Source organism: Pontibacter virosus, assembly GCF_003096355.1.
GTDB lineage: Bacteria > Bacteroidota > Bacteroidia > Cytophagales > Hymenobacteraceae > Pontibacter > Pontibacter virosus.
The window spans coordinates 118,640-133,225 of record NZ_QEKI01000001.1; the positions used below are offsets into that span (position 1 = coordinate 118,640).

A 14,586-nucleotide genomic window follows, 5' to 3' on the forward strand; every position below is an offset into this window, starting at 1 on the left:
ATGCTTTATCCTGATACCTACCTGCCGGGGGCCGGTTCAGACAAGCATTTTTTTACTAACTTAAGCCTGTTAAATGTAAATCATACGCCTGATCAGGCATCTTTTTTGGGCCATTGGCAGTGTTGAAAGGATCCGGCGCCAGCCTATTACTTATACCTGCAGCACTATAAAATTAACAGCTTGAACTGAATTTGAACCGGCCATGTGTCGTCTAAATAAATAATACATAATACATCTCTAAAGCACTAATACAGTTTGATATGAATCTACGCTTCAGGAAGAAAATTGTCAGTATTGCCGCCGCATGCGCCCTGGCAGGTATGGCTGCCCCGTTTACAGTCGCCCAGGGTCAGCAGAAAACAAGCTCACAACAGACCGTCTCGATCATTCCGCAGCCGGTAAAAATGACTCAACAAAGTGGCAGCTTTGCGCTGGGGAAAGACACCCGAATTTTTGTCGACCCCAAAAATGACGAGCTCCGCAAAATCGGGGAATATCTGGCCAAGAGCCTGCAGGAAACGACTGGCCTACAGCCGGCCGTGCTCCAGAAAGCGCCCGACAAAAACAGTGGCAATCACATCTACCTGACGCTTTCAAGCCCAGTGGACACACTGGGCGCGGAGGGCTATACCCTTAAAGTGCAGCCGACACAGGTGGTGCTGGCTGCCAAAGAACCAAATGGCCTTTTCCTGGGCACGCAAACGATCCGGCAGCTACTCCCGACTTCCAAGACAACCGCTCCGGTTACCCTACCTGCACTGGAGATCGTGGACAAGCCCCGTTACCAATGGCGCGGCATGCACCTCGACATCGCCCGTCACTTCCAGCCCGTGGAGTTTGTGAAGCAGTACATCGACTACCTGGCCATGCACAAGATGAACAACTTTCACTGGCACCTCACCGACGACCAGGGCTGGCGCATCGAGATCAAGAAATACCCAAAATTGACAGAAGAAGGCGCTTGGCGAAACGGTACTCTGATCGGTCACTACAGTGACCAGCCACACCAATTCACCAACGAGCGCCACGGCGGTTACTATACCCAGGAGCAGATCAAAGATGTAGTGAAATACGCGCAGGAGCGCTATATCAACGTGGTGCCGGAAATAGAGATGCCGGGCCATGCGTTAGCCGCACTCACGGCTTATCCGGAGCTCTCCTGCACCGGCGGTCCGTTTGAGGTAGAGAAAAAGTGGGGTGTGTTTGACGATGTGTTCTGTGCCGGCAACGAGCAGACCTTTTCTTTTTTGGAAGACGTGATGACGGAAGTCATGGCTTTGTTTCCGAGCAAAATCCTGCACATTGGTGGCGACGAATCCCCGAAGACCCGCTGGGAAAAATGCCCGAAATGCCAGAAGCGCATTGCCAATGAAGGCCTGAAGGACGAGCACGAGCTTCAGAGCTATTTTATCCAGCGCATGGAGAAATTCCTGAACGCCAAAGGCCGCACCATCATCGGCTGGGACGAAATATTGGAAGGCGGCCTGGCACCGAACGCTTATGTGATGTCATGGCGCGGTACCGAGGGCGGAATTGCGGCAGCCAAGCAGCATCATTACGTAGTGATGACGCCGGGTTCACACGTGTACTTCGACCACTACCAGGGCGAGCCTAGTCTGGAACCAACCGCCATCGGCGGCCTGACCACACTACAAAAAGTGTATTCGTTTGAACCGACGCCAGCAGAGTTGTCGGCTGAAGAGAAAAAATACATTCTGGGAGCGCAGGCCAACGTCTGGACTGAGTACATACACACCACTGAACATATAGAGTACATGGTCTTCCCGCGTATTTCCGCTTTGTCGGAAGTGCTGTGGACACCTGCCGCCCAGAAGGACTGGAACGACTTTCAGGTTCGCATGCAGCAGCAGTACAAGCGCTACGACGCCATGGGCATCAATTACGCCCGCAGCACCTTTAACGTGAAACAGCAGATACAGGTAGACCCAGCCAAAAGCGTGGCTAACGTGAACCTGAGCACCGGCGCCAAAGGCACGCAAATCTTTTACACCCTGGACGGCTCAGAACCGACAACTGCGTCACAGGCTTACCAGGGCCCTGTTCAACTGACCAACTCTGCCGTGATAAAGGCCGCCTCCTTTGACGAAAAAGGAGAGCAGTTGAGTAAGGTAAGTACAAAAGAACTGGACGTACACAAAGCCTTTGCGCAAACTGTGGAGTTGAAGAACCCGTCGCACCGTAACTATACCGCCGCCGGTCCTACCACGCTGGTAGACGGGCAGCTGGCCACCAACAGCTTTACCAATGGGCAGTGGCTTGGCTTCCTGGGTACGGACATGGAAGCGGTGATCGACTTGAAAAAGAAGCAGCGGATCAACAGCATCACCAGCTCTTACCTGCAAACCAAAAACGATGGCATCCATCTGCCGGAACAGGTGGAATTTGCGATCTCAAATGATGGCAAGAAGTACAAAACCGTGAAGGTTGTTACAGAAATAACCGATAAACCAGGTGTGTTTAAAGAAGTGCTGACAGCGGAGGTGCCGAATAAAAAAGCCCGCTATATAAAAGTAACAGCCAAAAATCCCCGTCCGGGATCAAAGCCGGAAGACAGAAGAGCCTGGCTCTTTGCAGACGAAATTATTGTAAAATAGCAGAATTCGCCTGCCGTAAGCTTAAAAGGCAGGCCTTATCATTAGCGCATAAGGCCTGCCTTCTTTATATGCATGGAACGGCTTGCAAATCGCTTATTTCTGCTTTATTTTCATCCACCTGATACGTATGTCCTCACCCGTAAATCCCCTTGAAAGCTTCCCGATCATGAAGTATAGACTACAGTTCCTACTCTCGTTCATCCTCTGTACGCTCCTTAGCCATACGCTGCTTGCTCAAAACCAGTACGAGCTGAACGCCGGGTGGAAGAGCAGGCCCATCTCCGACATAAAAGAAAAAGGCGAGGTCATCTCCACCCCCTCTTACTCTACAGCAGGCTGGGCCGCTGCGGTGGTGCCAGGCACCGTGCTCACCACACAGCTACAGAACAAGCAGATTCCCGACCCCTTCTACGGGATGAACAACGAGCGCATACCTGACATCTACGATACGGGCAGAGAATACTATACCTATTGGTTTGCGAAAGACTTCCAGGAAAGTGCCCCACAAAAAGGAGAACAGGTATGGCTGCACCTGCGCGGCGTCAACTACAGCAGCGATGTATACCTGAACGGCCAGAGGCTGAACGAGAAAACGCACCACGGTATGTTCCTGCGCCAGACCTACAACATCACCCCATACCTGGCCAAAGACGGCAACAACCGTCTGGCTGTGATAGTATACCCGCCGGACCCGGTGGGCAAGCCGAACGGCGGGCAGGGCGGTGACGGAACCATCGCCAAAAACGTAACGCACCAGTATGTGGCCGGCTGGGACTGGATTCAGCCCATACGTGACCGCAACACCGGCATCTGGGACAAGGTAATCATTGAGAAAACAAGACAGGTAAACCTGAAGAACCCGCATGTAGTTACACGCGTGCCGGGCAAGCGCAAGCCGGAAGGGCCACAGCAACCAGCCACTGTTAAGGTATCGGCTGAGTTAGAAAACCCTACTTCAGAAAAAATAAGAGGCGTTCTAAGGTATACCCTCGATGGCCAGACCGTTTCAAAGAAAGTAACGCTAGCGGCCAATAGCACGCAAAAGGTTGCCTTGGATGACTTTGTACTACAAAACCCCAAACTCTGGTGGCCACACATGTACGGTCCGCAGAACCTGTACCAACTCAAACTGCAGTTCCTGGTAAACGGCAAAACTGTGTCAGACGAAGAGAATGTGCAGGTGGGTCTACGTGAGATTCAGACCGTGTGGAACGAGCGTACCCGCAGCATGCAGATAGATGTGAACGGTCAGCCTATTTTTATCAAGGGTGGTAACTGGATTATCTCTGATGCCATGCTTCGTTTTACTGATGCCCGCTACGATGCCGAGGTGCGCTACCATCGCGACATGAACCTGAATCTCATACGTATCTGGGGTGGTGCCCTTGTGGAGCGGCCTGAGTTTTACGAGGCCTGCGACAAGTATGGCCTGCTCGTGATACAGGATTTCTGGATGACCGGCGATGCCAATGGCCGCTGGGTAGACCCGCTGAAAGCAGACGACCAGTGGACGCGCCGCAAGTACCCCGATGACCACGGCTTGTTCCTGCGCTCCGCCGCTGACCAGGTGAAAATGATTCGCAACTACCCGTCGCTGGCCATGTGGTGCGGCGGCAACGAAATCACTCCGCCCGCCGGTATCCTCAATGCCCTCCAGGACTCTATACTTCCGGAGCTGGACGGCACCCGCTGGTTTATCCCTTACTCCAACGCCGACAGCATGTCGTTCAATACTATTGGCGGTAACGGTGACGGACCTTATACCATACAACCGATCAGCCAGTTCTGGGCCTACCGCACCTGGCCATTTAACTCAGAAGTAGGCTCGGTAGGCGTAGGCGATTTGGAATCGCTGGAGCGCTTTATCCCGAAAGAAAACCTGGTGGCCCCGCAGTATCTGGGAAAAGACCACAAGCCGTCGGAAAAAGTGGACTCGGTGTGGACCTACCATACCTACACCGGAGTGGGCTACGAGCAGCACATCCTACCTTACGGAGCCCCTACCGATATCAAAGACTTTACCCGCAAGGCGCAGCTCGTGAACTATGACCAGTACCGGGCTCTGATGGAGGGCTTCAGTTCGCACATGTGGGATTGGTATACCGGCACTATCATCTGGAAAACACAGAACCCCTGGACCTCTATGCGCGGCCAGATGTACGACTACTATCTCGACCCGAACGCTGCTCTCTTTGGTTTGCGCAACGGGGGCGAGCCGCTCCACGTGATGTTCGACCCGGTGGACAGCATGGTGATGGCCGTGAACAACAGTTTTGAGATGAAGCGCGACATGATGCTGGTCGCTACCGCCTACGACATGGCAGGCAAGAGCACGTCGCTGGGGCAGTTGATAGTGGAGATTAACCCATCCACGGCAAAAAAATACTTCCCCCTGAAGGGTAACCTCAGGCGCCTCGGAAGTGACAAAGGCGTCTTCCTCTCCCTTCGTTTGCTCGACCTGGACCAGAACGTAATCAGCAATAACTTTTACTGGCTACCAAACGCAGCAGGCAATTATACTGGCCTGAACGAACTGGCGCAGGCGAAGGTGCAGGTAGAGGCAAAGCAGATCGGTGCCGGGAAAGTGGAGGTGACGCTCAGCAACCCGGCTACCAACACAGTCGCTTTCTTCAACCGCGTTTCGCTGGTGGACCCAAAAACGGACGAGCGCATCCTGCCCGCTTTCTACAGCGACAACTACATCTCTGTGCCCCCGGGAGAGAAGCAGACTATCACAATAGAGTATACCCCTGCCGATGGTGCGGCCACACCGGTCATCACCGTGGAAGGCTGGAACGTGGAAAAGCTGACACAGCCTGTGACTACTACTGGTTCAGCAGGCCGCTGATCCAGTAACCGCTACGCCTTTATACTGCCATCCGGAGAGTCGCAAATGCTGAACTTGTTTGGAGAACTTGTAGAAGAAACGATGGCGGCAATACGTTTCGCCCGCTATACTGCCGGGGTAAAATAAAATTTATACTTTAACGACCTTATCCATAAAACGAACCTGATGTACCTGAAAGCTTTCTCCAAACTCAAAGCAGCGCTCGTGCTGCTGGCGTGCATCTCCGCAGCTTGCACAACCACCCACCAGCAGGACAATCCCGCTGCCACCGCTTCCCTCACCCGGTTCGTGGACCCTTACATTGGCAGCAGTTACCACGGGCACGTGTTTGTGGGCGCCAATGTGCCGTTTGGAGCAGTGCAACTGGGCCCGACCAACATCACACAGGGCTGGGACTGGTGCTCCGGCTACCACTACTCCGACTCCACCATCGTGGGCTTTGCGCACACCCACCTGAGCGGCACCGGCATCGGTGACCTCGGCGACATTGCGGTGATGCCTGTTACCGGGCAGGTGGAGCTGGTAAAGGGAAGCATCAAAAACCCGGGCAGCGGCTACTATTCCCTGTTCTCGCATGACGAGGAAACCGTGCGGCCCGGCTACTACGCCGTTAGGTTGAAGCGCTACGACATTGCCGCCGAACTGACCGCCACCGAGCGTGTGGGATTCCACCAGTATACCTTCCCGGCTTCAGAGGAGGCGGGCATCATCATCGACCTGAAGGAGGGCATTGGCTGGGACGCCCCTACCGAAACTTTTATCGAGCAGATAAACGACAGCACGCTGGCCGGCTACCGTTTTTCCAAAGGCTGGGCCAACGACCAGCGCGTCTACTTCGCTGCTGTGTTCTCCAAGCCAATCGACAAGTTTGAGAGCTTCCAGGTATACGACACGGCTGCTACTTCGCCAACGCCTGCCTCCAAAGGCAACCGCATCAAGGGAATAGCCCGCTTCCAGACGCAACAGGGTGAAAAGATAAAGCTGAAAGTAGGACTCTCACCAGTGAGCGCCGAAAATGCGCTGGCAAACATACAGGCCGAGTTACCGCACTGGAACTTTGATAAGGTCGTGACGGATGCCGATGCCGCCTGGAACAGGGAGCTGCAAAAAGTGCGTATCGAAGCCCTGGATTCAGCGCAGCTCCGCACCTTCTATACCGCTCTCTACCATACTCTGATTGCCCCGTCTATCTTCAACGACCACAACGGCGACTACCGCGGTACCGACAAAAAGGTATACAGAAACGCTGCCTTCACCAACCTCACCACCTTCTCACTTTGGGACACCTACCGTGCCGCGCACCCGCTGTACACTATCCTGCAGGCTGACCGTGTGAACGATATGATTAACTCCATGCTGGCCATCTACCAGCAGCAGGGCAAACTGCCTGTCTGGCACCTGATGGGCAACGAAACCAACACCATGGTGGGCTACAGCGGCGTACAAGTGGTGGCCGATGCCGTCCTGAAGGGCTTCGACGGGTTTGACCACGCCCTCGCCTACGAGGCCATGAAAGCCACCGCCATGGGCGACGAGTTCGGGCTAACCTGGGTAAAGAAGCAGGGCTTTATACCTGCCGATGAGGAGGTGGAGAGCGTGGCTAAGGGGCTGGAATACGCCATCGCTGACTGGAGCATTGCGCAGGTAGCCAAAAAGATGGGTAAAGAAGAGGACTATCAATACTTCAGCAAGCGGGGCAAGTATTACGAGAACTACTTTGACAAGCAGACCGGATTTATGCGCGGCAGAGTATCCCAGAACGAATGGCGCACGCCCTTTGACCCGTTCAGGTCCGAGCACCGGAAAGACGACTACGCAGAAGGCAACGCCTGGCAGTATACCTGGCTGGTACCGCAGGATGTGGAGGGATTAATCAATTTGCTGGGTGGAGAAGAAGCCTTCGCCCACAAACTGGACTCGCTCTTCACGGTAGAGGGCGATATGGGCGAAGAAGCCTCCAGCGACATCACCGGCCTGATTGGGCAGTACGCCCACGGCAACGAGCCGAGCCACCACATTACGTACATGTACCCGTATGTGGGCCAACCCTGGAAAACGGCCGACAAAGTGCGTTTTATTGTAAAGAACATGTACACTGACAAACCGGACGGCCTGATTGGTAACGAGGACGTGGGCCAGATGTCTGCCTGGTACATCTTCTCTACGCTCGGCTTTTATCCGCAGAACCCTGTAAACGGTGCCTACGTGTTTGGGAGTCCGGCTGTGAAGCAGGCGACACTCTCCCTGCCAAACGGAAAGGTGCTGGAAGTAGAGGCTCTCAAAAACAGCCCTGAAAACAAGTATATCCAGAAGGTAACGCTCAACGGCAAACCTTACACCAAAACCTACATTATGCACAAAGACCTGATGCAGGGAGGCAAGCTGGTGTTTGAGATGGGAAGCCAGCCTAGCCCGACCTGGGGAGTAGCCAAAGAAGATTGGCCCCGTTCAACGCCGGTTGAGTAGGTATACCACTAAAAACGAATCCCCTGCTCAGGATTGCCTGGGCAGGGGATTTATATATTCATGGGGGTAGCAGCACCTCTTTGTTACTGCCTCTCCTGCCGTTTAGTCGAAGCCCGTTCCAGCGCCAGCAGCACTTGCTCGTTCACATCCCCGAAGATAGAGATACCCGCCGCACCGTTTGCCAGGGCGAGCGCCATACCTTGCTGCAGCTCTTCGTTGCTTTTGAAATCAGGCAGGTATAAGCCGGCGTAAAGCGGGAACTTTCCGCTCAGAAAATGCATCCCTTCTGCCACGGCGTCCCCAATCCAGCGAACGTCCTCTTTGTAGAAGCCATGGTAAATCATAGGGTATACGGCGTTTAGGTTCCAGTTTGTCCAGTCCTGGCGCACGATACGGCGGGCAACCTCCGGTGTGGGGAAAACGGCTGCGGTAATGGGTTTCTTTTTCTCCTTTGCTACCTCTGCCAGGTGATTCACAATGCTATTGACTGCGTTGTAACGGAAAAGCCGCCAGGAAAGACTAGCCTCCGGGTACTCCAGGTCCTCTATGTCCTGCCCTCGCCAAGCTTTAAATTTGGTGCGGCACACACTACAGTAGCAGTAGTCATACTCAGGAAGCTCTTTCGTCTGCTCTATTTTATAATCGTCCCACAAGTTTACCGGTAGGATCACATCGCAAAACCGAACGTAGTCCAGATGGATGCCGTCGATGTAATCTTTGCTGAGGATGCTGCGCACATCCTCGGCCAAATACTGCTTTACCTCCTCCCGGGATGGGCAAAGCCAGCGGTAGTAATTCACGTACGGTGGCTTGTCGGCGCAGGACTCTCCTTTCCGGTTAATGGCATACCACTCTGGGTGTTTCTGTAGCAGTTCCTTCTCGCCGCGGTTCATGGTCCACATCCAGCGGTGCGCTTCCAACTTGTTGGCCTTCGCTATGCGGTAATGCTTTTCACTGTCGGCTTCGAAGAAAATGCCTCGGATGCCTGCTTCGTAAAACCGCCTGTATTGCTGCTGCAGGTCCGCCTCTTTATCGGACTGGTTCGGCCTGGTCCATACCCAGTGCTTGAGCTGTTTTTTCTTCGCTACAGGAGCAGTCAAATCCGCAAATGCTGTGGCCGGTATACCTGCGGCCAGGCCTGCCAGCGCACCGGCCTTCAGGAAAGTTCGTCTTGTTTTCATCGTAAGCCTTTTATGGTCTGTACCAATCCGTTTTCATTAATGCTCCATACCTTATTATCCGGCCCCTGTATGGTGGCCATGAACTGCAGCGTGCCCGCTTCCAGCTTCAGCTGATTTGGCTGTCCCTCCACCTCTAATGCAGCGTTGCTGAGTCCTAGTTCCTCCAGCGAGTTACTGTAATGCCCGTGTTCCCCGTGGAAAGCCTTCTGCCGGTAATACACCAGCCACAGGTATTGTTTTTGCTTTTCAGAATAAGGCATGGTGAACGCAACACCAGGCCTTGTAACCGGTTGCTTGCTAAAGTATAAATAGCCCCACCTCTCCGGCAAGTGCATGTTAACAACGCCCTGCGGCGACCATACCCAGTTATGCTCCGGCAGTGGTTTTCCGTCTTCGCTTTTGCGTTTCACATACCTGCCATTCACCACGTCCACATCCCATTGCACCCGAGAGAAGTTGATGCGCCACAGGGTCCCCTCTTCGGGTACTTTGGTATGATTCCCAATCGTGACTGAGCGGAAAGGGATCGCCATTTCCACCGTCCAGCCCTCATCGGTATCGGTGGGATCATTTAGCGTGCCCTGCACCTGCACCGCAGACTGTAAGCCATGCAGATCCCAGGCGATCAGGGCGCCGTTGTTGTTGCGGTAGGGCTTTGAGAGGAACAGATCGAATATGGTGTTAAGGGCGTTGACCTCAACCTCAAAATACTGGTGCGTGTCGTTGTCAGGGTCCAAGAATACCTCAAAGTCATTGTCGTGGAAAATAACAGCATCGTGCTGTGTGATGTTTGCCCACACATGCGGCTCTTTCAGTTCGGCAGCGATATAGAGATGCTCGTCGTCCCAGGTCATCTTGACTCTGGTAGGATACAATGGTGCCGGCTTTTTGTCACCTTCAATATCGGTGAACAACTCCGTCCAGGCGACCTGCTGCCATACCTCCTCCTTAATGTTCCCGTCTATCGTAGGTGCTTTCTCTGTAAAATATGTCACGTAATGCCGGGGCTCGGTAAAGAGATGCTCCAGTCCCTCAAAAGAGGGAACCGTTTCACTTTGCTTGCCGGCATCAGTAAATTCATTTGCCGAAACGGAAGAAGTTACCTGTGCGCAGGCCGAAACCATATACATCAGGCACAAGACTAGACCGTATTTTGTCATGTTTCAGGTATTACATGGACAGTTCCTATGCGGATCTGCATCTCTTACATGCGAATTAATGTTTCAGCCAGTTCTGCGGCACTTCCTGCAACTGGCTGCCGTCTTTGCTGTAAAGGAGCTTTAAGGTATAACCTCCGCCGCCCTCTATAAAGTCGAGTTCGAAAGGTTGAAGTCCTTTTTCCAGCGCTACCTGTCCGCTTTTTTCTATAGGCGGATGAAGTCCGTCGTTGTCAACGACCAGGCGATCGGCAATCCGAAGCACACCTCCGTCGTCGCAGGTCAGGAAGAAACTGTAAATACCTGTTTCCGGCACCTCCAGGTAGCCTCTGAACTGGACCCCGAAGCTGGGTGCTTTTGCCTCCTGAGGCACCTGCAGGCGCTCCACCACCGTACTTCCTGCTGGCGTGGCACTCTGCATACCCTTGGTGGTTCGAAAGGCACCCTTGTAGTACATACTCTGCAAACCAGCCTTCGCGTTTGCCACCTTAGCTGGCCTGGCATACGCCTGTTTTTCATAGAGGAGGGTATACGTATCCCCTTTCAAACCTCCCGGCGTGAAGGCTGCCAGTTTGATAGTAGTTGATTCTGTAATTATAAGCGGCTTGTCTAATACCTTGGAGGATGCACCGGGTTGGCTTCCGTCTGTGGTATAGCGGATAATGAGGTTATCGAGCGGCTTTTGCAGGTTCAGCGTGGTCTTGTCAGTAAACACGTTCACATCCATGAAGCCCTCGAGGTCTGGCAAGCGGTAACGCACGTTCAGCGCGTCAAGCCGCTTGTAGTGGCTTTGCAGGCGCTGCAGGTAAGACGCATAATCGCGCTGCTTCGACCACACCACTTCTGACAGTGCCGTCATGCGGGGCATGTACATGTACTCGGCCCTGTTTTCGGAAGGAATGTATTCCGTCCAGATATTTGCCTGGGCACCCAAAATATTCCTGGCTTCAGCGCTGTTCAGCCCCTTCGGTACCACATTGAAGTGGTACACATTATAAACAGCGTTCTTGTCTGGCAGTGCATCAAAGTACAGCGGACTGTTAGGCGTCATAATTACCTCGTTGCCGTTTCTTGCGGCTCGTACAGGTGCATCAGGTACCCAGCTGCGCCAGTACATGACTGTTGCCTCAGGACTGATGCCGCCATCCAGTACTTCATCCCAGCCTATCAGCTTCTTGCCTTTCGACTGGAAAAATTTCTGCATACGGTGTATAAAATAGCTTTGCAGCTCATCCACATCTTTCAAGCCCTCGCGCTGCATCAGTTGCTGACAGGCCGGTGAGTTTGCCCAGGTGGTTTTCTCCACTTCATCGGCTCCGAGGTGTATGTACTGGCTGGGGAACAGGTCTATTATCTCACCGAACACATTCTCGGCAAACTCATAGGTACTCTCGTTGCAGGGGCAAACCGGCACCGAAAAGGTCTCTCCCCACCCCGCTTCACCACAGGTCAGAAACGGATAGGAATCAATGGCCGCTTTCATGTGCCCGGGCATATCAATTTCAGGAATAATCTCTACATGACGGGCCGAGGCATAGGCAATAATATCGCGCATTTCAGCCTGGGTATAGAAACCGCCATACATCGTTTTCCCATTCTTCTGTACAATGTGTCGCTCGTCCAGCGCGAAATCAGGATTCTCCACTGACATTTTGATCGCAACAGAATCGTGGTTGTTGAACGTACGCCATGCTCCCTCTTCGGTCAGCTTTGGGTACTTCTTAATCTCGATGCGCCAGCCCTGATCGTCAGTGAGGTGCAGGTGCAGTTTATTAAACTTGTAGAGTGCCAGCAGGTCAATAAACTTCTTCAGGTAATCAGTCGAGAAAAAATGCCGCGACACATCCAGGTGCATGCCACGCCAGCCAAAAGCCGGTTCGTCCTGAATCTGCAAGGCTGGCAACGCCAACTGCGTATCAGGAGCGCTCTTCTTCTGCTCTATACTTACAGGTAGCAATTGGCGAAGTGTTTGCACCGCCCTGAACATACCTGCTGGCTCCCGAGCTGACAGCTTTACCTGCTGCGGCGTAATGGTCAGGCTATACCCTTCGGCAGCAGTTATACCTTTATCATACTGCAACACAATGGTGTTGGAGGTTCCTTTCTTTGCTTGCTTGAGTGGTTTGCCGAGGCTGCCGGCAAGGAGGTACTGCAGCTGCTCTGCCTCGTTACTGAATACACCGCTCTTTTTTGGCAACACCAGCTTTGTCTGCCTCGTGATGGTGAAACTTCCCTCCCCGCTCGTTAAGGAAGTAGGGTAAGGAATCAAAGCATATTTTGTATCTATCGTCTGGGCCGCCGCTAAAGCAGGAATCCAGAGAAAAATAAGGGCGCAAAGAAAAGTACTGAAATAGTGTTTAAACATAGTTCCGTGTATAAATAGCTCAGCCCTGGTTATGCCAGACTGGTGCAGGTGTAGTGAATTAATTACTCTCGATCGGCTTGATTTCTTCGCGGTACAGTTCTACCGGCTTGTCCAGCAGCACAGCGATCACGGTCAGGTCTTTGTCCAGCTGGTCTTCCGGCACATCTATGTATACAATGCCGGGTATTTCGCTCCAGTACTGCTTGTTAAAGATCTCGTGCCCGAGTAAAGTGCCGTTGCCTACGATCCGGATGCGGTGTAGTTTGTTCTTCAGCCCTTTGATGGCAATAGGTCCTGTTGGTTTGCCCTCCACAAACAGGTACAGCGTCTGCTTGTCTTCCGATAAGGCGGTAGCTCCTTCGTAGTGACCGGCAGGAAGGCCGGGATTGGATTTGTATAGGGTCTCGGCATGCTTTCGCACCCAACGCTCCACACCAACATCAACCAATTTCAGCTGTTTTACATCAGCCCCATCCGGCTGCAGCGCGGTATTCTGGAAAGGATTATACCCTGCCTGCAGGTTGTCGGCCAGTTGACGGATAGTGCGGTTTCGCTGCACGTCATCCAGCTTTCCTGATTTCTGCAGCGATGCCAGCGCTACTTTATCAGGTTCAGCAGAAGTCAGCTTCAAGGGTTCATCAAAATTCAGGGCCAGTACGGTCAGCTGCTCATCGTAAGCATTGGCAGGTACCTGTATGTAAATGGCGTTGCCCTGCTTTTCATACTTGGCTGTGGCGTTGCCACCCACCACTTGTATACTTTTAACCGCTGATGACAGCCCCTGCACGCGTACCGACTCTGCTCCCTGATTCTCTACGAACAGGTATAAGGTTTTGCGGTCTTTGGACAAAGTGGAGTTACCGTAGAAGTGCCCGTCAGGTATACCTGCCACGGTTCCATAGATAGCCCCTGCATGCTTCTTTGTCCAACGGCCCAGCTCTTTCAGGATCGCCACCTGCTCCTCTGGTATGGTGCCGTCCGGCTTGGGGCCGATGTCGAGCAACAGGTTGCCGCCGTTGCTGATGCAGTCGGCAAAAATACGGATGATCTGGTTGGGGCTTTTGTAATGCCGGTCGTGGGGTGTGTAGCCCCATGCGTCGTTCATGGTCAGGCACAGCTCCCAGTAGGGGTCCTGCGGTCTTACTACCGGTACCCCCTGCTCTGGTGTGGCGTAGTCGCCGTAATGGTTGAGGCGGGAGTTGATGATGACGTTCTTGTTATACCCCAGCAGCATGTCCCGCACCTTGGCCGACTCCCACTCTTCGGCATTGTGCTCCCAGTCACCGTCAAACCAGTACAGGTCCGGGTTATACATTTTGGAAAGTTCGCGAAGCTGCCCTTGGTAGTAGTTCAGGTACTTCTTCCAGCGACGCGGCTCTTCGGCCAGGGTATAGCGTTTCTTTGCGCGGGTAAACACGTCGTAGTCTGTATAGCTCCAGTCCGGAAGCGAGAAATAAAGGCCGGTTTTCAAGTCCTCCTTCCGCAACGCCTCTACAAACGGTGTGAGCACATCCCGTTTGGCCGGTGTATGCTTTCTGGTGTTGATGCCACCCATCTTGCTGTCCCAGAGCGCCACCCCGTCGTGGTGCTTGGTGGTGATCACGGCATAACGCGCGCCGGATTCTTTTATGAGTTTTGCCCACTCTTCAGGCTGGTAATTGGCAGCCGTGAAACCATCCAGCTGCTTCATGTAGTCCTCGTGGCTGATGTAGTTGTTAAAGAAAGACCAGGACTCCGGGATTCCATTCACCGCATAGATGCCCCAGTGGATAAAAATACCCAGCTTGGCATCGCCAAACCACTGCATCTTGTCTGCATCCTGCGGTGCTGCTGTTTTTTTGGCTTGCGCAAAACCTGCCGACCCGTGAAGAGCCAGCAGCATCAGAAATAAGAAACTCAATCTGTACGTCATCTTACTTGTCTTTTTTTGTTTTTGAGGTTTGCTGGAGACACG

7 protein-coding genes are annotated in these 14,586 nt (G+C 53.2%); 3 read left to right on the forward strand and 4 right to left on the reverse strand.

The window, feature by feature from the left end; translation table 11 throughout:
- Positions 1-260: 260 nt before the first annotated feature.
- The 3 genes from C8E01_RS00460 to C8E01_RS00470 all read left to right on the forward strand — a co-directional run bounded on the left by C8E01_RS00460 (position 261) and on the right by C8E01_RS00470 (position 7,929).
- Positions 261-2,615, forward strand: a complete 2,355-nt coding sequence (locus C8E01_RS00460; RefSeq protein ID WP_165820522.1) for a glycoside hydrolase family 20 protein — start codon at positions 261-263, stop codon at positions 2,613-2,615.
- Positions 2,616-2,781: 166 nt separating this feature from the next.
- Positions 2,782-5,463: a glycoside hydrolase family 2 protein gene (locus tag C8E01_RS00465; protein WP_116541415.1), complete on the forward strand. Its 2,682-nt coding sequence runs from the start codon at positions 2,782-2,784 to the stop codon at positions 5,461-5,463.
- A 165-nt stretch (positions 5,464-5,628) separates the two neighbouring features.
- Positions 5,629-7,929 carry a GH92 family glycosyl hydrolase gene (locus C8E01_RS00470; protein WP_116541416.1) on the forward strand — a complete coding sequence of 767 codons (2,301 nt, stop codon included), beginning with the start codon at positions 5,629-5,631 and terminating at the stop codon, positions 7,927-7,929.
- Between the two features lie 83 nt (positions 7,930-8,012).
- Here C8E01_RS00470 and C8E01_RS00475 read toward each other — a convergent pair whose 3' ends face one another.
- Genes C8E01_RS00475 through C8E01_RS00490 form a run of 4 tightly spaced genes read right to left on the reverse strand, consistent with a single transcriptional unit; the run spans position 8,013 to position 14,544 of the window.
- Positions 8,013-9,110 (reverse strand): family 10 glycosylhydrolase, encoded by a 1,098-nt coding sequence (locus C8E01_RS00475; protein ID WP_116541417.1) that lies wholly within the window; start codon positions 9,108-9,110, stop codon positions 8,013-8,015.
- Positions 9,107-10,270 carry a carbohydrate-binding family 9-like protein gene (locus C8E01_RS00480; RefSeq protein WP_116541418.1) on the reverse strand — a complete coding sequence of 388 codons (1,164 nt, stop codon included), beginning with the start codon at positions 10,268-10,270 and terminating at the stop codon, positions 9,107-9,109. The genes C8E01_RS00475 and C8E01_RS00480 overlap by 4 nt, the downstream gene beginning before the upstream one ends.
- A gap of 55 nt (positions 10,271-10,325) precedes the next feature.
- The gene (locus C8E01_RS00485) at positions 10,326-12,632 is read right to left on the reverse strand and encodes a family 20 glycosylhydrolase (protein ID WP_116541419.1); all 2,307 of its coding nucleotides are present in this window, start codon (positions 12,630-12,632) and stop codon (positions 10,326-10,328) included.
- A 58-nt stretch (positions 12,633-12,690) separates the two neighbouring features.
- The gene (locus C8E01_RS00490; RefSeq protein WP_116541420.1) at positions 12,691-14,544 is read right to left on the reverse strand and encodes an alpha-L-fucosidase; all 1,854 of its coding nucleotides are present in this window, start codon (positions 14,542-14,544) and stop codon (positions 12,691-12,693) included.
- Positions 14,545-14,586: the final 42 nt, after the last annotated feature.